General features: G+C 68.4%; 18 protein-coding genes. 12 read left to right on the top strand and 6 right to left on the bottom strand.

Going from position 1 to position 18,116, the window contains the following annotated elements; all coding sequences use genetic code 11:
- Positions 1-3: 3 nt before the first annotated feature.
- Together ACZYSP_RS20800 and ACZYSP_RS20795 are read left to right on the top strand one after the other, a co-directional pair.
- Positions 4-513, top strand: coding sequence for a GAF domain-containing protein (locus tag ACZYSP_RS20800; RefSeq protein WP_489016270.1), 510 nt, complete (start codon positions 4-6; stop codon positions 511-513).
- Entirely contained in the window at positions 510-1,769 is a 1,260-nt protein-coding gene (locus ACZYSP_RS20795) for a metal-dependent hydrolase family protein (protein ID WP_489016268.1), read from the top strand. The genes ACZYSP_RS20800 and ACZYSP_RS20795 overlap by 4 nt, the downstream gene beginning before the upstream one ends.
- Positions 1,770-1,773: 4 nt before the next feature.
- On the opposite strand, the gene ACZYSP_RS20790 is transcribed toward ACZYSP_RS20795, so the two are convergent.
- Positions 1,774-2,580: a PaaX family transcriptional regulator gene (locus tag ACZYSP_RS20790; protein WP_489016266.1), complete on the bottom strand. Its 807-nt coding sequence runs from the start codon at positions 2,578-2,580 to the stop codon at positions 1,774-1,776.
- A 77-nt stretch (positions 2,581-2,657) separates the two neighbouring features.
- Here ACZYSP_RS20790 and ACZYSP_RS20785 point away from each other — a divergent pair, with 77 nt between their 5' ends.
- Entirely contained in the window at positions 2,658-3,440 is a 783-nt protein-coding gene (locus ACZYSP_RS20785) for a crotonase/enoyl-CoA hydratase family protein (RefSeq protein WP_489016264.1), read from the top strand.
- Here the strand turns inward: ACZYSP_RS20785 and ACZYSP_RS20780 are convergent.
- On the bottom strand, positions 3,430-4,815 hold the full coding sequence (locus ACZYSP_RS20780) for an aminotransferase-like domain-containing protein (protein ID WP_093057080.1): 1,386 nt from the start codon (positions 4,813-4,815) through the stop codon (positions 3,430-3,432). The genes ACZYSP_RS20785 and ACZYSP_RS20780 overlap by 11 nt on opposite strands.
- A gap of 136 nt (positions 4,816-4,951) precedes the next feature.
- On the opposite strand from ACZYSP_RS20780, the gene ACZYSP_RS20775 reads away from it, so the two are divergent.
- The 3 genes from ACZYSP_RS20775 to ACZYSP_RS20765 all read left to right on the top strand — a co-directional run bounded on the left by ACZYSP_RS20775 (position 4,952) and on the right by ACZYSP_RS20765 (position 8,142).
- A complete protein-coding gene (locus tag ACZYSP_RS20775; protein WP_489016262.1) occupies positions 4,952-6,238 on the top strand; it encodes a hydroxymethylglutaryl-CoA reductase, degradative in 1,287 nt (428 codons plus the stop codon).
- A 66-nt stretch (positions 6,239-6,304) separates the two neighbouring features.
- A complete protein-coding gene (locus ACZYSP_RS20770; protein ID WP_489016260.1) occupies positions 6,305-6,757 on the top strand; it encodes a hypothetical protein in 453 nt (150 codons plus the stop codon).
- The gene (locus ACZYSP_RS20765) at positions 6,754-8,142 is read left to right on the top strand and encodes a tripartite tricarboxylate transporter permease (RefSeq protein ID WP_093057083.1); all 1,389 of its coding nucleotides are present in this window, start codon (positions 6,754-6,756) and stop codon (positions 8,140-8,142) included. The genes ACZYSP_RS20770 and ACZYSP_RS20765 overlap by 4 nt, the downstream gene beginning before the upstream one ends.
- On the opposite strand, the gene ACZYSP_RS20760 is transcribed toward ACZYSP_RS20765, so the two are convergent.
- The gene (locus ACZYSP_RS20760; protein WP_489016257.1) at positions 8,126-9,478 is read right to left on the bottom strand and encodes an AsmA family protein; all 1,353 of its coding nucleotides are present in this window, start codon (positions 9,476-9,478) and stop codon (positions 8,126-8,128) included. The two genes, ACZYSP_RS20765 and ACZYSP_RS20760, sit on opposite strands and share 17 nt — an antisense overlap.
- Positions 9,479-9,571: 93 nt before the next feature.
- Here ACZYSP_RS20760 and ACZYSP_RS20755 point away from each other — a divergent pair, with 93 nt between their 5' ends.
- From ACZYSP_RS20755 to minE, 5 genes are all read left to right on the top strand, one after another.
- Positions 9,572-9,994 carry a hotdog fold thioesterase gene (locus ACZYSP_RS20755; RefSeq protein ID WP_489016255.1) on the top strand — a complete coding sequence of 141 codons (423 nt, stop codon included), beginning with the start codon at positions 9,572-9,574 and terminating at the stop codon, positions 9,992-9,994.
- 113 nt (positions 9,995-10,107) lie between these two features.
- On the top strand, positions 10,108-11,391 hold the full coding sequence (locus tag ACZYSP_RS20750) for a solute carrier family 23 protein (protein ID WP_093057086.1): 1,284 nt from the start codon (positions 10,108-10,110) through the stop codon (positions 11,389-11,391).
- Positions 11,392-11,519: 128 nt separating this feature from the next.
- A complete protein-coding gene (gene minC / locus ACZYSP_RS20745) occupies positions 11,520-12,293 on the top strand; it encodes a septum site-determining protein MinC (protein WP_097197515.1) in 774 nt (257 codons plus the stop codon).
- Between the two features lie 72 nt (positions 12,294-12,365).
- Positions 12,366-13,181: a septum site-determining protein MinD gene (minD, locus tag ACZYSP_RS20740; protein WP_093057168.1), complete on the top strand. Its 816-nt coding sequence runs from the start codon at positions 12,366-12,368 to the stop codon at positions 13,179-13,181.
- A gap of 3 nt (positions 13,182-13,184) precedes the next feature.
- Entirely contained in the window at positions 13,185-13,463 is a 279-nt protein-coding gene (minE, locus tag ACZYSP_RS20735) for a cell division topological specificity factor MinE (protein WP_093057088.1), read from the top strand.
- On the opposite strand, the gene ACZYSP_RS20730 is transcribed toward minE, so the two are convergent.
- Positions 13,420-15,081, bottom strand: coding sequence for a rhodanese-like domain-containing protein (locus ACZYSP_RS20730; RefSeq protein ID WP_489016251.1), 1,662 nt, complete (start codon positions 15,079-15,081; stop codon positions 13,420-13,422). The genes minE and ACZYSP_RS20730 overlap by 44 nt on opposite strands.
- A gap of 211 nt (positions 15,082-15,292) precedes the next feature.
- On the opposite strand from ACZYSP_RS20730, the gene ACZYSP_RS20725 reads away from it, so the two are divergent.
- Entirely contained in the window at positions 15,293-16,228 is a 936-nt protein-coding gene (locus tag ACZYSP_RS20725) for a fatty acid desaturase (RefSeq protein ID WP_489016249.1), read from the top strand.
- A 10-nt stretch (positions 16,229-16,238) separates the two neighbouring features.
- Here ACZYSP_RS20725 and ACZYSP_RS20720 read toward each other — a convergent pair whose 3' ends face one another.
- Positions 16,239-17,156 (bottom strand): alpha/beta fold hydrolase, encoded by a 918-nt coding sequence (locus tag ACZYSP_RS20720; protein ID WP_426390980.1) that lies wholly within the window; start codon positions 17,154-17,156, stop codon positions 16,239-16,241.
- 218 nt (positions 17,157-17,374) lie between these two features.
- Complete coding sequence (locus ACZYSP_RS20715) at positions 17,375-17,977, bottom strand: TetR/AcrR family transcriptional regulator (RefSeq protein WP_093057092.1); 603 nt, start codon at positions 17,975-17,977, stop codon at positions 17,375-17,377.
- Between the last annotated feature and the right edge of the window lie 139 nt (positions 17,978-18,116).

The raw sequence follows: 18,116 nt of genomic DNA, 5'->3' as shown, positions 1-18,116 counted from the left end.
TCCATGCAACCCAAGCTTCTCGATGAATCGCTGTCGGCCGTCGCGCGCGCGCATGCCGACACGCAACAACCCCAGGCCACCTTCGACGCGCTCGAGAAGGCGGTGGCCGCGACCATCGGCCACCGGCTCTTCACCATCCTGGTGCACCACCGCGAGGCGCGCGAGTCGGAACGCATCTACACCAACATGCGCGAGGCCTACCCGGTGGGCGGGCGCAAGCCGATCACCGATTCGCCGTGGATGCAGCAGGTGATGCAGCGCGGCCTGCCCTACATCGGCCGCAACGCCGACGACCTGCGCGACGTGTTCTACGACCACGAGCTCATCGTGTCGCTGGGTTGCCGCAGCGTGCTGAACATTCCGCTGCGCTGGCGCGGCGAGACGCTGGGCACGCTCAACATGCTGCACGAGGAAAACTGGTACGACACCGGGCACATCGAGCCCGCGCGCGTGTTCGCGCAGCTGGCGCTGCCCGCCGTGATGGCACAACAGACCAAGGAGTCCACGGCATGACGAACACCGTGCTTTTCAAGAACGCCAACCTGCTCGACCCGCAGCGCCCCGAGCTGCTGGAAACCCACCACATCCTGGTCGAAGGCGGCGTGGTCCGCGAGGTTTCCGACAAGCCTATCCACAGCCCCTCGGCGCGCACGATCGACGTGAAGGGCAAGACGGTGATGCCCGGCCTCATCGACCTGCACGTGCACGTGATCGCGGTGGAGCTCAATCTCTCGCGGCAGGTGCACATGCCCAACGTGCTCATCACGCTGCGCAGCGTGCCCATGCTGCGCGGCATGCTGCGCCGTGGCTTCACCACGGTGCGCGACGCGGGCGGTGCGGGCTTCGCGTTCAAGCAGGCGGTGGAATCGGGGCTGGCGCAGGGTCCTCGCCTGTTCGTCTCCGGCCGCGCACTGAGCCAGACCGGCGGGCACGGCGACATGCGCGCGCGCTCCGACTACCTGATGAGCAACGACGGGGCGTGCGCCACCTGCGTGCGCGTCGGTGCGCTGGCGCGCGTGGTCGACGGCGTGGACGCGGTGCGCCGTGCCGTCCGCGAGGAGCTGCAGATGGGCGCGGACCAGATCAAGATCATGGCCTCCGGCGGCGTGGCCTCCCCGACCGACCCGGTGGGCGCCTTCGGCTACAGCGAGGACGAGATCCGCGCCATCGTCGAAGAGGCCCGCGGGCGCGGCACCTATGTGATGGCACACGCCTACACCGCCGAGGCCATCGCGCGGGCCGTGCGCTGCGGCGTGCGCACCATCGAGCACGGCAACCTTGTCGATGCGCCCACGGCCGAACTCATGGCGCAGCTCGGCGCGTATGTGGTGCCAACGCTGGTCACCTACGACGCATTGGCCAACGAGGGCGAGAGCTTCGGGCTGCCGAAGGAAAGCGTGGCCAAGGTGGCCAGCGTGCGCGAGGCCGGCCTGCGCTCGCTGGAGATCTACAAGGCAGCGGGCGTGAAGATGGGCTACGGCTCCGACCTGCTGGGCGAATCGCAGCGCCTGCAGAGCGACGAGTTCCGCCTGCGCGCTGAAGTGTTGTCACCCGCCGAGGCCATTGCCAGCGCAACGACGGTCGCGGCCGAGGTGCTGGGCATGAGCGAACGCCTGGGCCGGCTGGTGCCCGGTGCACTGGCCGACATCCTGGTGGTGGACGGCAACCCGCTGCGCGACGTCGGCTGCCTGCTGGGCCAGGGCGAGCGCATTCCGCTGGTCATGAAGGAAGGCGTGGTGCAGTTCGACGAGCTGGGCACCGTCCACTGAAGGCCTACGGCAGCGCCAGCCACTTGCGCCAGAGGACCAGCGCCTTGTCCTGGTAGCGCCGCGTGGCGGCGAGCAGCGCGGCGCGCGGTTCGGGCGACATGAGTTCGGCCGGCAGCAGCGGATCGCGGATGAGGTGCGCGATCACGGCACGCCCCAGCAGCAGCGACTCGCGCGTGGCCACTTCGAGCCGCTGGGTGCGCAGCCGCTTCTCGCTGCGTTCCAGGCCCGTCTGCAGGCGGCTGCAATCGGCCGTCAGCGCACGCACATTCCAAAGCTTGCGTGCGGCGGCCTGCGCAGCATCGTCCAGATCGGCCAGCCGGAACACCAGGGCGGTGCGCGACAGGCCCAGGGCCGCCAGCTGCACGCGCTCGCCTTCCAGCCCACCCGCGAGGTTGTCGGGCCGGATGAGCAGCCCCGGCCGCAGCGCCGCAAAGCCGCGCAGCGACAGCGCAAGAGCGTGATGGCGCCACGCCGTCTTGTCGGCACGCGGCACGCCGGCGTCGTGCACGGCGAGCCAGTCGCCGCGCCACGCGACGGCCTGCGCCTGCTTGTGCCGCCAGTCGTCGACCGCGCGCGACAGTGCCGGGCCCTTGCGGTTGAGCGCGTAGCTGCCTCGCTCGCCGCGCGCGATCTTGCCCTCGGCCGCGAGCCGCGTCAGGCCCACGCGCAGCGTCGATTCACCGATGCCCATGAGCTCGCCCGCGCGGCACAGCGCCTGCGAACTCAGCGTGCCGCCATCAGCCACCAGCAGATCGAGGATCAGCTCCGGCGCGCTGGGGATGGCGACCGGCACATTACATACTTTGTCCATAATTGCGAAACAGAGAAATATTTCCTACGATGCAACCGAGCGACCGCTAATGTAATTTAGCCCGAAAGGATGCACGCATGGCCATGCAGTACGTGGCGTACGACGTGGACCGCACGGTCTGCACCATCACGCTGAACCGCCCGGAGAAACGCAATGCGGTCGACGGCGTGGTGGCCGCCGAATTGCGCCAGGCCTTCGAGCGCTTCGAAGCCGACGACGCACTGCGCGTCGCGGTGCTGACCGGCGCGGGCGGCAACTTCTGCGCAGGCGCCGACCTCTCGGCCGTAGGCGACCCGGCCCGGCGCAATGAGCTCGATACCGAAGGCGGTGGCAGCGGCCCGATGGGGCCGACGCGCATGGCGCTGTCGAAGCCGTTGATCGCGGCGGTGAACGGCTATGCGGTGGCGGGCGGCCTCGAACTCGCGCTGCTGGCCGACCTGCGCGTGGCCGACGACGACGCGGTGTTCGGCGTGTTCTGCCGCCGCTGGGGCGTGCCGCTGATCGACGGCGGCACGGTGCGGCTGCCGCGCATCGTGGGCATGGGGCGCGCGCTCGACATGATTCTTTCGGGCCGTCCGGTGGGCGCGCCCGAGGCGCTGGCGATGGGTTTGGTCAACCGCGTGACGCCGCCCAGCGGTGCGCTGGCCGCCGCGCAGGAACTGGCTCACCAGCTCTCTGCATTCCCGCAGCAATGCATGCTGGCCGACCGCCGCTCCGCCTACGCGCAGTGGGACATGCCGCTGGCCGAGGCGCTGCGCCGCGAGGGTGCGCAGGGCGTGCCGATGGTTTTCGCCGAAGGCGAAGCCGGCGCGGCGCGCTTCGCCGGTGGCGCCGGTCGCCACGGGGAGTTCAAGCGCTGAAGAAGCGCAGCGTGGTACGCAGCGCCTTGGCGAAGCGCGGGTCGGCCATGGCGCCCACGTTGAAGCGCGACCAGCGCGACACCTGCGTCGAGTCGACGCTGAAGATGCGCCCCGGCGCCATCACTATCTTGCGTGGCAGCAGCTCCTTCGCGAAGGCCAGCGAGTCGGCCACGCCGGGCAGCGCGGCCCACACGTAGAGCGACTGCGGGGTGCGCGCGAACACCTCTGCGTCGACCGAGTCGAACAGCTTGATCGCGTTGCGCGTGGCCTCGCCGAGCCGCGCCTGCAGGCGATTGAGGTGCCGCTGGTAGTGGCCCTCGCTCAGGATGACGTCGACCGTGCGCTCGCAATACTCCGAGCTGCTCACGTGGATCAGCGCCTTCAGGTCCGCGAGGTCGCTCGCCAGGTCGGCGCCGCAGGCGATGAAGCCCACGCGCAGCGCTGCGGAGAACGACTTGGAGAAGCTGCCGATGTAGATCGTGCGCTCCAGCTGGTCGAGCGCGGCCAGGCGCGGCAGCGAAGTGGGCTTGAAGTCGGCCAGCGGATCGTTCTCGACGATCAGCAGGTCGTGCTTCTGCGCGAGCTGCAGCACACGGAAGGCCTTGGCGGGCGAGATGTCGGAGCCCGTGGGGTTGTGCGCGATCGACTGCGTGAAGAACAGGCGCGGGCGCTCGGCAACGAGCAGGCGCTCCAGCGCCTCGAGGTCGGGCCCGTCGGCCAGACGCGGCACGCCCAGCACCTGCGCGCCCGCGAGCTTGAGCTTGCCGAAGAGGGGGTAGTAGCCAGGGTCGTCCACCAGCACCTTGCCGCCGGGAGGCACGAAGTAGCGGATGACGATGTCCATCGCCTCGTTGGCGCCGTGCGTCAGCACGATCTGCCGCGGCTCGGCGCCGATGCCGAAGTCGGCCAGCTTGCGCACGAGATGGTCGCGCAGCGGCGCATAGCCGAAGCGGCTGCCGTAGCGGAACAGCGCGCCGAGCCCCGTGCGGACCACCTTCGGGTGGTACTTGTCGAGCCGCACGTCGGCCAGCCATTCGACTGGTGGAAAGCCATCGCCCACCGCAATGGCGTCGGGCTGGGTCTTGAGCTGCTCGCGCATGAGCCACACGATGTCCATGGCGCGGCCGAGACTGCCGGCGTCTTCTTCCACCGGCTTGACCACCTGCTGCGGCAGCACGAAGTAGCCCGAACCGCGGCGCGGCTCGACCAACCCGCGCGACACCAGCAGCTCGAAGGCGGCCACGACGGTGTTCTTGGCGTAGCGATGAAGCTGCGCAAGCTCGCGCAAAGAAGGAAGCTTGTCGCCGGCCTTGTAGGCGCCGCTGGCGATCTGGCGCGCGAGAGTCTCGGCGAGCGAATCGGCAATGGTGGTCATGGGCGCCGACTGTGACACAGCGGCCCGCTTTCGCGCACCACTGTCCGCACTGTCCCGCCAAACTGTGCCTTCCACCGGCGGTACAGCCGACCTAAATTGCCTGCTCCGAATTCATCTTCCGAAGAGACAAGCAACGATGGTCGCCGATTCCCGCATTCCCAACTTCCGCGCACTCACGCCCGCGCAGCGCCTGGCCCACATCGCGCAGGCCGCGTCCCTGGGCGACGAAGAGGTGGCGCTGCTCGCCCAGCCTGGCGCCCTCCGCGTAGACCGCGCCAACGGCATGGTCGAGAACGTGATCGGCACCTTCGAGCTGCCGCTGGGCGTGGCCGGCAACTTCACCGTCAACGGGCGCGACTACCTCGTGCCCATGGCGGTGGAGGAGCCCTCGGTGGTGGCCGCCGCCTCCTTCATGGCCAAGCTGGCGCGCGAGGGCGGCGGTTTCGAGGCTTCGAGCACTGGCCCGCTGATGCGCGCACAGGTGCAGGTGATCGGCATCACTGACCCGTACGGCGCGCGACTGGCGCTGCTGCGCGCGCGCGACCAAATCCTTGCCGTGGCGAACAGCCGCGACAAGGTACTGATCGGCCTGGGCGGCGGCTGCCGCGACATCGAGGTGCATGTGTTCGGCGACACGCCGCGCGGCGCGATGGTGGTGATGCACCTGATCGTCGACGTGCGCGACGCGATGGGCGCGAACACCGTCAACACCATGGCCGAGGCGGTTTCGCCGCTGGTCGAGAAGCTCACGGGCGGCACGGTGCGGCTGCGCATCCTGTCGAACCTGGCCGATCTGCGGCTGGCGCGCGCCCGCGTGCGGCTGGCACCCTCGGTGCTGGCCACGCGCGAGCGCAGCGGCGAAGAGGTAGTCGAGGGCGTGATCGACGCATACACCTTCGCGGCCATCGACCCCTACCGCGCGGCGACGCACAACAAGGGAATCATGAACGGCGTCGATCCCGTGATCGTCGCGACCGGCAACGACTGGCGCGCAGTGGAAGCCGGCGCGCATGCCTATGCCTGCCGCAGCGGGCGCTACACCTCGCTGACCACCTGGGAGAAGGACACCGCGGGCGCGCTGGTCGGCACCATCGAGATGCCGATGCCGGTGGGCCTGGTCGGCGGTGCAACCAAGACACACCCGCTCGCACGGCTCGCGCTGAAGATCCTCGACGTGAAGTCGGCGCAGGAGCTGGGCGAAGTCGCGGTGGCCGTGGGCCTCGCGCAGAACCTCGGCGCGCTGCGCGCGCTCGCCACCGAAGGCATCCAGCGCGGCCACATGGCGCTGCATGCCCGCAACATCGCGCTGGTCGCGGGCGCCACCGGGGACGAGGTCGACAGCATCGCGAAGCAGATGGCGGCCGAGCACGACGTGCGCACCGACCGCGCGGTCGCACTGCTCGAAGCGCTGCGCAAGAAGTAAGCAGACGAGCACCGCGGCGGCCACGCAAGACGGCCGTCAGATAACCACAGACGGAGACATCGAAAAATGAGTGCAGACAGTACAACGCCCGCCCGCTGGCGGCTGGTGGAGATATGGGGCGACACGGCCGACCTGGGCCACCTCGCGTGGTCGATCGTCATCGGCATCGCGGTGAGCCTCACGGGCTACCTCGTGGCCAGCCGCGTGCTCATGAGCACTGTCGGCACGCCCGAGCTGGCACGGGCCTACGCCATGCTCGCCGGCCTGAGCGGCTGCGTGGTGTCGGGCCTGATCTGCGCGAAGCTCTTCACGCCGAAGCGCGAAGTCGGCGAAGGAGCAGCGGCCGATCCGCGCTGGCGCGAAGAGGTGCTGGCCGAACTGGCCGGCGAGCAAGGCGACCTCGGCTCGGTGGACGACCTGCCGCCCGCCGTGGTGCGCGAGATGAAGGAACTCGAAATCCACGACCTGTTCGCGTCGTACAAGCCCCGCGCTCGCCGCACCGAAGGAGCCGCGCCATGATCGATGCCGCACTCCTGAACCAGATCCTCGTGGCTACCGGCATGGGCCTGGTCGGCGCCGTCGTGTTCGCGGCCATCGGCCTGGTCTCGGGCACCGACGAGACCACCACGCTCGCGCCGCTCACCCTGCTGGTGGTGCTGCTCGGCGTGCCGCCCGAAGGCGTGTTCACCTTCTTCCTGGCGGCGGCCGTGGCCAAGCACATGACGCATGCGGTGCCCACCGCGCTGCTGGGCATTCCGGGCGACACCATGGCCACGCCGCTGCTGCAGGATGCGAACGTGCTGCGCAACCTCGGCGTGCCGCACATCGCGCTGCGCAAGATGGTGTCGGGCGCGATCATCGCGGCCTTCATCGCGGTGCCGCTGGCCGTGCTGTTCGCGGTGCTGCTGGCGCCCTACGGCGCGGCCATCACCAAGGCAGCCCCGTGGATCTTCGTGGTGGCGGCCGTGGCCATCGCGTACTTCTCCAGCGGGCGCTGGGCCTCGGTGGCCACGCTGGTGCCGTTCGTGATGGTGATCGTGGCGCTGCAGGCGCTCACCGGCAAGTACGGCGTGAAGCTCGGCATCAGCTACTTCCTGGGCATCGCCATCGGGCCGCTGGTGGCCGACCTGTTCTCGGTGATCTCGCCGGCGGCGCGCGCACGCATGAAGCGCGACAAGGTCCGCACCTTCTCGCTCGCCCCCGACGTGAAGGGCTGGTCGGGCTACTTCCCGAATCCGTTCAAGGTGCTGGACCGCACGCAGGTGAAGTGGACCTTCGCGACGGCCGCGATCTCCAGCGCCACCTTCGTGTTCAGCCCGGTCGCGATGACCGTGGTGCTGGGCGAACTGGTGGGCTCGCGCATCAAGCATGCGTATCACCGGCTCACCACCACGCTGGCCGCGCGCAACGGCGTGACCGAGGCCACCTACATCGCCGAGGCGCTGATCCCGCTGATCGCCATCGGCCTGCCGCTGAGCCCTGTGGCGGCCGGCCCGGCCGCGCCGCTGTTCAACGCGCCGCCGGTGTTCACCATCGATGCGGCCACCGGCCAGACGCACAACCTGCACAACCTGCTGAACCACTGGGAGTTCCTGGGCTACGGCATGCTGGCGGTGGTGCTCGCTGCCCTGGTGGCCTATCCGTTCACGATGAACTTCGCGCGCCGCGCGGCGCTGTTCGTGTCGCGCAAGGTGAGCCACGAGGCGATCATCGCGACCTTCGTCGGGCTGATCGTGGTCATCAGCGTATGGGAAGGCCAGCTGCTCGGGCTGCTGGTGATCCTGACGATGGGGCTGCTGGGCGGGCTGCTGTCGCGCGCGATCGGATTCAACACCGGCGTGCAGTTCATGGGGTACTACACGGCGGTGCTGACGGTGCCGGCGGCGATCAAGGCGTTTGCCTAGGGCCGGTGCGCGGCCTGGGCGCCGGCTTGGGCTTGGGCTTCGGCTTGCTCCCGCCGAACATCTTCTCCACCTGCTGCCCCACGCGCGCCCCGATGGCCGTGCCCACGCCCGGCAGCACCGCGCTGCCGATGGCCGCGCCGGTGAGCGCGGCGCCGGTCAGTGAGAGCTCGGGGTCGCTCGCGGTGCCGCCGATCTTCAGCGGCACGCCGATCACGCCGTCGACAAGGTCCACCGCGATCTCGCCGTCGAGCTTGCGGTTGAAGAGCTTCAGGTTGCCGCTTGCCGTGAGCACGCCCGAGCGGGCCTTGAGGTTGGTGTACTGGATCACCACGCCGTCTTCGGTGCCCTGGGTGTCGACTGTGCCGGTGAGCTCGTCCAGCTGCGTCGTGCCACCGCGGCTGACGCCTGCAGTGGCGACGGCCTTGGCCACGTCCAGCTTGGTGAGCGTGGCGGGCTGCACCGAGAAGGTGGTGCGGGTGTGCAGGCTGCGGATCAGCGTGCCCAGTTCCTCGGAGCTCCCGGCCTCGGCCACGAGCGTGGTGTTGCCCGAGAACTTGCCCGCCACCGAGGTGCGGCGGTCGAAGGCCTGCACCAGGCTCTCGATGTCGATCTGGCGTGGCTCCAGTTCGGCGGAAAACTGCAGCTTGCCGTCGGGCAGTGTCTCCAGGCGGGAGACGCCGTTCCAGGTGCCTCCGCCCGCGTCGATGCGGGTGCGCCAGCGGTCCTGTCCGGCCTGGCGGTCCAGGCGCAGGCGCACGGGTGGCGTGACACTGGCGCGCTCGAGCCGGGCCTGGCGCGGGCGCCAGCCGGGGTCGAAGCGGACGTCGCCGTCGTAGGCCAGCGAGATGTCGCGCCGGTCGATCCAGACCACGTCGCGCCAGCGCAGCAGTTCCACGGGCACGGGGGCAAGCGTCCATGGCGCGGGCAGCGCGACGACGTTGCCGCTGCCCTCCTGCGGCTTGGGCCCCTTGCCGCGGAACGCCCGCACCGAGGCGCGCGGCAGCACCAGGCTTTCGATTTCGATCTCGTCCACGGCAATGACGCGCTGCAGCAGCGGTGCAAGCTGCAGCCGCAGGGTGGCGCGGCGCAGGGTGATGGGGCGCGGCTGGTCGGTGGCGATGTCGGACAGCACCAGCACGGGCACCGGCAGCAGCGACCAGTGGGCGCCGCCCACCTTCAGGGCAACGCCGAAGCGCTTCTCGAAGCCTTCGGCGATCTTCGCGGCCACCTCGTCGTCGGTGGGCAGGCGCGCGCTCACCACCCACACCAGCACGCCCACGCCCAGCAGCAGTGCGACGGCAATGCCAATGAGCCAGCGGCGGACGGGGTGCTTCATCGATTCAAGGTAACACGCAAAGGCGACTCGGTTTGTCAGTCGCCATCGCTATAGTTTTGGCCACTGTTACAGGCACAAAGAAAGAAGCACGCCATGCGTATCTGGAAAAAAGAAATCTCCGTCGAGGCGCTGACGCGCAACCACGTGGGCACCGTCGTATCGACACTGGGCATGGAATTCCTGGAGGTGGGCGACGACTTCATCCGCGCCCGCTGTCCGGTGGACGAACGCACCCGCCAGCCCTACGGCATCCTGCACGGCGGCGTGTCGGTGGTGCTGGCCGAGACGCTGGGCTCCTGCGGCGCCCACTACTCGGCCCCCGAAGGCGACCGCGCCGTGGGCCTGGACATCAACGCCAACCACATCCGCTCCGTCACCAGCGGCTGGGTGATCGGCACGGCGCGGCCGGTGCACCGCGGACGCACCACGCAGGTCTGGCAGATCGACCTGACGAACGAGGCGGGCGAACTGACCTGCGTGTCGCGCATCACGATGGCGGTGCTGCAGCCGCGCTGAGGCAGAGTGCGACGGCGGGCGGCTGCCATTCCTTCTTCTCTTGCGGTGTGTTCAGCGCGGGGTTCATCGACCACAATCACGCCCCACCAACAACCAACAAGAGGAGACAAGAAATGTTCAACTGGACTGAACGGCCCGCGTCCTCGCTGGCCAACGGCGCGGTCATCGCGCCCGACGAGCGGCTGCCCTGGCTGCAGACCGGCGCCATGGGTGTGCAACACGTCATCGCGATGTTCGGCGCCACGGTGCTGGCGCCGATCCTGATGGGGTTCAGCCCCAACATCGCGATCCTGATGAGCGGCATCGGCACGCTGATCTTCTATTTCGTCACCGGCGGCAAGGTGCCCAGCTACCTGGGCTCGAGCTTCGCCTTCATCGGCGTGGTGATCGCGGCCAGCGGCTATGCGGGCAAGGGGCCAAACGCCAACATCGCGGTGGCTCTGGGGGGCATCGTGGCCTGCGGGGTGGTGTACATCCTGATCGGGGCCATCGTGCAGGCCGTCGGCACGGGCTGGATCGAGCGCTTCATGCCGCCGGTGGTCACGGGCGCGGTGGTGGCGGTGATCGGCCTCAACCTGGCGAGCGTACCGATCAAGAACATGGCGGCCAGCAACTTCGACTCGTGGATGCAGGCCGTGACCTTCCTCTGCGTGGGCCTGGTGGCGGTGTTCGCGCGCGGCATGCTGCAGCGCCTGCTGATCCTGGTGGGGCTGATCCTGGCCACTGTGGTCTATGCGGTGCTGACCAACGTCATGGGCATGGGCAAGCCGGTCGATCTGAGCGGCATTGCCAACGCGGCGTGGTTCGGCCTGCCGACCTTCACGACGCCGGTGTTCACGGCCAACGCGATGCTGCTGATCGCACCCGTGGCGATCATCCTTGTGGCCGAAAACCTCGGCCACCTGAAGGCGGTGACGGCCATGACGGGCCGCAACCTCGACCCGTACATGGGCCGCGCCTTCATCGGCGACGGCATTGCCACGGTGGTGAGCGGTGCCGCGGGCGGCACGGGCGTGACCACCTACGCCGAGAACATCGGCGTGATGGCGGCCACGCGCATCTACTCGACGGCGGTGTTCGTGGTGGCGGCCGTCATCGCGCTGGTGCTGGGCTTCAGCCCCAAGTTCGGCGCGCTGATCCAGGCGATTCCGCTGCCGGTGATGGGCGGGGTGAGCATCGTGGTGTTCGGCCTGATCGCCATTGCCGGCGCCAAGATCTGGGTCGACAACAAGGTCGACTTCTCGCAGAACAAGAACCTGATCGTGGCGGCCATCACGCTGATCATCGGCACGGGCGACTTCACGCTGAAGTTCGGCGACTTCGCTCTTGGCGGCATCGGTACCGCGACCTTCGGCGCGATCATTCTTTACGCCCTGCTGGGCCGTTCGAAGAACTGAAGCGAAGCCCCCGGAAAAGTGCAACCTCATGAAAGAAGTGTTCTCCGAGGGGCCTGTTGCGGGGGCAGGTCACCGGGGTTTGGCCCGCGCCCGTTAGACTCCAACGCTTTTCGCACCGACGTTTTCCAATGGCCGATGTCTCCGCCGCGCGCACCAAGGCGGTTTTCGAATTCAAGAGCGCCACGCTGCCGCTGATCGCAGTGATCCTCAAGACGTCCGACCTGGACGTGCTGGCCGAGGCACTCGACGCCCAGCTGGCCGATTCGCCCGACTTCTTCGAGCAGGAGCCGGTGGTGATCGACCTCTCGCTGCTGCAGGAAGCACAGGGCGAGGGTGGCGAAGCCGTCGGCGACATCGACTTTGCCGCCCTGCGCAGCCTGCTGGCGCGCCACCAGACCCAACCCATCGCGGTGCGCGGCGGCAATGCCGGGCAGAACGCCGCGGCCCGGGCTGCCGGCCTTTCGGTGGCGGCCATGCCCGCAGCCCCCGCACCCCGCGCCCCGGCGCCGCCAGCCGAGGCCCCCGCCTCGGAAGCCCCGCAGATCGTGCGCGAGGTGCCGGTGCCGGCCAATGGCACGCTCTTGATCGACAAGCCACTGCGCTCGGGCCAGCAGGTGTACGCCCGGGGCGGCGACGTGGTGGTGACGGCGGTGGTGAGCTTCGGCGCCGAGGTCATCGCAGACGGCAACGTGCATGTGTACGCACCGCTGCGCGGCAAGGCCATTGCCGGCGCACGGGGCAACACCGAGGCGCGGATCTTCTCGACCTGCATGGAAGCGCAGCTGGTGGCCATTGCGGGCATCTACCGGACCAACGAGGTGCCGCTGCCCGACACGGTGCTGGGCAAGTCGGCCCAGGTGCGGCTGGACGGCAAGAAAATTGCGATCGACGCTATTCCATGACCCGGATCACCGGCTCAAGGAACGCGGCGACCCTGACAAGCAACAACTGAATCGAAACAAGAAGGAATGGCCATGGCCAAAATTGTGGTGGTGACTTCGGGCAAGGGCGGCGTCGGCAAGACGACGACCAGCGCCAGCTTCGCGTCGGGCCTCGCGCTCGCGGGCAAGAAGACGGCGGTGATCGACTTCGACGTGGGCCTGCGCAACCTCGACCTGATCATGGGCTGCGAACGCCGCGTGGTGTACGACCTGATCAACGTCATCCAGGGCGAAGCCAACCTGAGCCAGGCACTCATCAAGGACAAGCAGTGCGACAACCTGTTCGTGCTGGCCGCATCGCAGACGCGCGACAAGGAAGCGCTCACGCAGGAAGGCGTGGAGAAGGTGCTGACCGACCTCGCCGCGATGGACTTCGAATACATCGTCTGCGACTCGCCCGCGGGCATCGAGACCGGCGCCATGATGGCCATGCACTTCGCCGACGAGGCGCTGGTGGTGACCAACCCCGAGGTTTCTTCGGTGCGCGACTCGGACCGCATCCTGGGCATGCTCAGCAGCAAGACCAAGCGCGCCAAGGACGGCAGCGAGCCCATCAAGGAGCACCTGCTCATCACCCGCTACAACCCGAACCGGGTGGCGGGCGGGCAGATGCTGTCGCTCGAAGACATCCAGGACATCCTGCGCATCAAGCTGATCGGCGTGATCCCCGAGTCGGAAAGCGTGCTGCACGCTTCCAACCAGGGCGTGCCCGCGATCCACGACAAGGAAACCGACGTGGCGCAGGCCTACAGCGACGTGGTGGCGCGCTTTCTCGGCGAAGACAAGCCGATGCGCTTCGTCGACGCCGAGAAGCCGGGCTTCTTCAAGCGGATTTTCGGAGGCAAGTAGTCCATGTCCTTTCTCTCGTTCCTGCTGGGCGAAAAGAAGAAGACTGCCAGCGTCGCGAAGGAGCGGCTGCAGATCATCCTCGCGCACGAGCGGTCCAGCCTCAGCGGCAAGAAGCGGCCCGACTATCTGCCCGAACTCCAGCGCGAGCTGGTGGCGGTGATTTCCAAGTACGTGTCCATCAACGCGGAAGACATCAAGGTGCACCTGGAGACCCAGGACAACCTCGAAGTGCTCGACATCAAGATCGAGCTGCCCGACCCGACTCCTGCGCCGGCGCGCTGAGCGGAAAGAAGCGAAAGCGCACGGACGGGTCCTGCAGGACCCGTTCTGCCAATGCGCGTTCCCACGCGAGGTAGTCGGCCCAGGCCGCATCGCGGCGCGGACCGAACACGCGCATTACCGAGCCCCAGTCGTCGTCGAAGGGGGTCAGCAGCTGGGCCGCCACGAAAGCGGTCGCGAGCGGCCTGCCAGAAGCCTTCCAGCCCTGTGTTCCGCCCTGGAGCCAGGTGAACACCGCCCCCGAACCTGGCCAGCGCTGGTGCGCATCGCGCGCCACGCGGGCGGCAGCCGTGCCGTCGGGCGAGGTGAAGACCAGTGTGCGACCAGCCACGGCGTGCGAAGCCAGTGGCGCCAGCGAGGCCGGCAGCATGTAGAGCGCGCCCGGCAGGTGGCCGCGCTCGTAGTCGAGGCTGGGGCCGACGTCGATCACCGTGACGGCGCCGTTCCTGCGCAACTGGGCCAGCGCGTCGGGGGCGAGATGCGAAGGGGCATCGTTCACCGTCACTGCGGTGGCAGGCGGTGCCTGGTCCGGTGCCAGCTCGCCTTCGTAGACGTAGATCTCGGCCTGGTTGAGTTGCGTGAGCCAGAAGCTGGTGATGGCGGCGCGCAGCCGATGCGCCGGATCATCGAGCAGCACGATGCGCGCGCCACGCGTGCCGACGAGGTTCTCGAAATGCATCAGCAGCTGGCCACCCGGTACCTGCTGCACGCCTGTGCCCGCGAAGGCCGGGTCGACGGCAGGCCGCACGTCGAAGACGTAGAGGGTGCGGTCGTTGTCGTCGCGCCAGTGGGCGAGCTGTGCGGCGTCGGCCACGGGCAAGGCGAAGCGTTCGAGCAGGTCGTCGGCGATGCGGCGCAGCACTTCGGGGGATTCGGGCGGCAATTCGTCGCTGGGGGCTGCGTTCTGCACGGTCGGTGCGCCCTGCAGGCCCCAGGCCATGACGCCGTCCTCGACGAACACTGCATCGGGCGCGCGGCCCAGCAGCCGCAGCGTGGTCGCACCGATGATGCCGCGGGTGCGGCTGAAGCAGTTGATGGCCCAGAGATGGTCATCGGCCCCGTGCGGCTCGAAGCGGCGCAGCGCCAGCTCGGTGCCTGCGTGATTGCGCGCGCCGGGCAGCGAGAGAAATTCGAACTCGGCGCGCGGCCGCGCATCGACCAGCGTGGTCGGCCGGCCTTCGCGCTGGCGTGCGCGCAGCGCCTCGATGGGCAGTGCCGGCGTGCCGTAGTGCAGCCGCACGCGGTCGCCGAAGGCCTTGACCAACGTGCCGTAGCCGTCGATGGCGGGCAGGCCTTCGGTCACCCAGCGCTGCAGGCCGCCGTCGAGCGTGCGCACGTCGGTGTAGCCCAGGCGCGCGAGTACGGCCACGGCGGCTTGTGCAACGCCGTCGGGCGCGTTGTAGTCGTCGTAGAGCACGACGGGCGTGGAGCGGCGCGGCACCAGCGTGCCGGCTTGCAGCTCGAGCCCGCTGAAGGGTGCGTTGCGCGCGAGGTTGGGGTGGCGCTGGACGAACCACCGGGTTTCGCGCACGTCGAGCAGCGCCAGCTCGGCTGCGGGCTCTTGCAGCAGCAGAGCCTGCAGGTCTGCGGGGGTGACGGTTTTTGCCCTGGTCGGATTCATGTGTACTTGCTTTCGGGGTGCGTGCGAATGACACCGGGTACTCCCCTCCGCGAATGTCCCCCATCGGCGTGATCGCACCCTGAACAACGGCAAGAAAACCAAGCGTAGACCGCATAGCGCCAATGCGGGAAAGAAGTTTCACGCCGATGCTTATGCGAAATGCGCGCATGCAGACAGGTTCTTCATGCCTAGCATCGCAGTCCTTCGCACCATGACAACGACTGCCGACCCGTCCATCGCCCTGGCACGCACACGCCGGCACTGGTGGTGGCACTACGAAGTGCCCACGCTGCTGCTGGCCACCGTGCTCTATGCCGCATGGGCCGCGTTGCTGTGGTGGCACGCGGCGCTGCCGGGCTGGGCGCTGTTCCTTGCCGGCGGCTTTCTCGCGCAACTGCACTTCTCTTTGCAGCACGAGAGCATCCATGCGATGCGCCACCTGCCGAAGTGGCTGCGCCACGCGGTGGTGTGGCCGCCGCTGAACCTGTGGCTGCCGTATCCGTTCTACAACCGCGGCCACAGCTCGCACCACGTCAACTTCCACCTCACGCACCCGGAGCGCGACAACGAAAGTGCCTACCACTCCGCGCCTGCGTGGGCGGGCTACGGCCCGGTGTGGCGATGGATCTACATGGCCAACCAGACGATCGCGTTCCGCGTGGTGCTGGGGCCGTTCCTGCGGCTGTGGAAGCTGGTGCACTTCGAAACCGCCCAGGTGCTGTCGGGCAATTTCTCGCGCCTGCCGACGTGGCTCTGGCATGTGCTGAGCGTGGCGCCGGTGCTGTACTACGTGACCGCCGTCTGCGGCATGGGCTTCGGCGAGTACCTGTTGTACTTCGTGTACCCGGGGATGATGCTGGGGTCGCTGCGCACCTTCACCGAGCATCGCTGGGCCGACACACCGCACGAGCGCGTGGCCATCGTCGAATCGAATCTCGTGTTCGGGCTGCTGTACCTCTTCAACAACCTGCACCACGTGCACCACCGCGCGCCCACCATGCCCTGGTACGAGCTACCGGTGTATTTCCGCAGGCATCGCGCGGCGGTGCTCGCGGCGAACGGCAACTTCTACTACCGGGGGTATGGGGAGATCGTGCGGCGGCACCTGTTCAGGCCGGTGTTCACGCCCGTCCACCCTACCTGGTAGCGCGCCGCGTTCAGTCAGCCGCCACGAAACGCGTGACCTGCGCCAGTACCTCGGCCTCCTTGAGGATGCGGCGATGCCCCCAGCCCTGCGTAGCCACGAGCCGGGCGCCCGCTATCGCGTCGCGATACGCCTCGGCGTCGGCAAAGCGGTTCACGCGATCATCGCGGTCATGGACGATCAACGTGGGCTGCGCGATGCGCGGGCCCACCGCCGCTGGCTCCAGTTGCGGCATCAGCACGCCCTCGCGCGATTCGAACAGCCGCTGCATCGACAGGCGCGTGGCTTCGTTGAGACCGAAGGTGTGCGCGAAGTAGCGCGTGTATTCGCGCGGCGAAGCGGGCGGCGCGAGCAGCACGAGGCGCTCTGCCGGCAGGCCACGCGCCGCAGCGAGCGCAAGCCCGTTGGCGCCAAGCGAGTGCGCGACTGCGGCACGCAACGCGTGGCCATCTGCCACGAGCCGGGCCGTGACGTAGGCAATGGCGCGCGCGAACTGCGGCGAGTTGCTCATCGTGCCCGCGCTGCGGCCATGCGCCGGCAGCTCGAGCAGCACGGGCCGCAGGCCCGCAGCCGCCACGGCCTGCGCGAGCGGCAGCATCTGCCCCGCGTGCCCGCCCCAGCCATGCACCAGCAGCACCACCGGCGCCGACTCGGCACCCGAGTCCTGCGCAGCCAGGTGGTAGATGCCGACGCTCGCGTCTTCGAAGGCCCAGCCCTCGCGCCGCCATTCCGCGCCGGGGCCCTGGCCGCGGTAGAGCCACTTGGGCGGCAGCGGCGTGCCGAACAGGCGGTAGGCGGCGCGCACGCCCAGCGCGGGCCAGAGCCGCTGCGACGTGGTCAGGCCGAAACGCAGCGCACGCATCGTGCGGCTGGGCTTGTAGTAGTTCGACTGCGCGGCGTGGCCGGCGGCCGGGGTGGAAGTGCTCGTCATGACGTGGCGTTCCTTCAGGGCGTTCAGTACCAGACCCAGTCCTGGTTGCTTCGGGGCAGGCTGCGCAAGGTGTCGCGAAGGCCCTTGGCACCAACGACGAGCGCGTAGGCGGCAAGAAAGAGGGCAATGATCAGCATGGTGCTTCTCCTATTTATCGCACGACTGTGCGAAATTCTGGCAAATGGAAACGTGAGAGATCCGCCTGCTTCGTGAACAGGTCAGGCGAGGTAGCTGGAAAGAAGCCGTTGCCAGGTCTGCATGGCGCGGTCGGCCGCCTGCGGATCGCGCAGGAAGCGCGCGTCGTGCAGCTGGGTCATGGTCAGGCCGTTGAGCTCGCTCACGAGCTGTGCGGGGTCGGTGTCGGCCTTGAGCTCGCCGGTCTCGATGGCTTGCAGCACGGTGCGACGCAGCGCAGCGCGCCAGCGGGTGATCTCGCCCAGTAGCATGTCGCGCAGCTCGCCTTCGCGGTCGTCGAACTCGAAGGCGCCGGCTGTGTAGAGGCAACCGGTGTGCATTTCGACGTCGCGCGTGCGGGCGATCCAGCGCGCGACGATCTCGTTGAGCCGGGGCAGGCCCTTGGGCTTCTGCATGGCGGGCACGAACACCTCGGCCAGGAAGCCGCGGCCGTACTCTTCGATGACGGCCTTCTGCAGCGCCTCGCGCGAACCCACGCGCGAGAACACGCCGCTCTTGGACAGGCCCAGCCGGCTGGCCACGGCCTGCAGCGTGATCGCTTCCAGGCCTTCGGCCAGCGCAAGATTCATCGCCGCGCCGACGATGGCGGCGCGGGTGAGTTCGCTTTTCTGGGTCTTGGCGTCCATGCGGCGAACTTTAGCACAGCCGTGCGAAATTTCAAGCAGCCACTCCTGGAGCACCTTAAAGATGTTTTACTCATGTGAAACCAACAAACGCATCGTTCCCCGAATAAGCACTTCTGCCGAGAATCGCCGGTCGGCCCCA

The organism is Variovorax sp. F042, from assembly GCF_057814215.1.
This window is presented reverse-complemented; position numbering and strand designations above follow the sequence as displayed.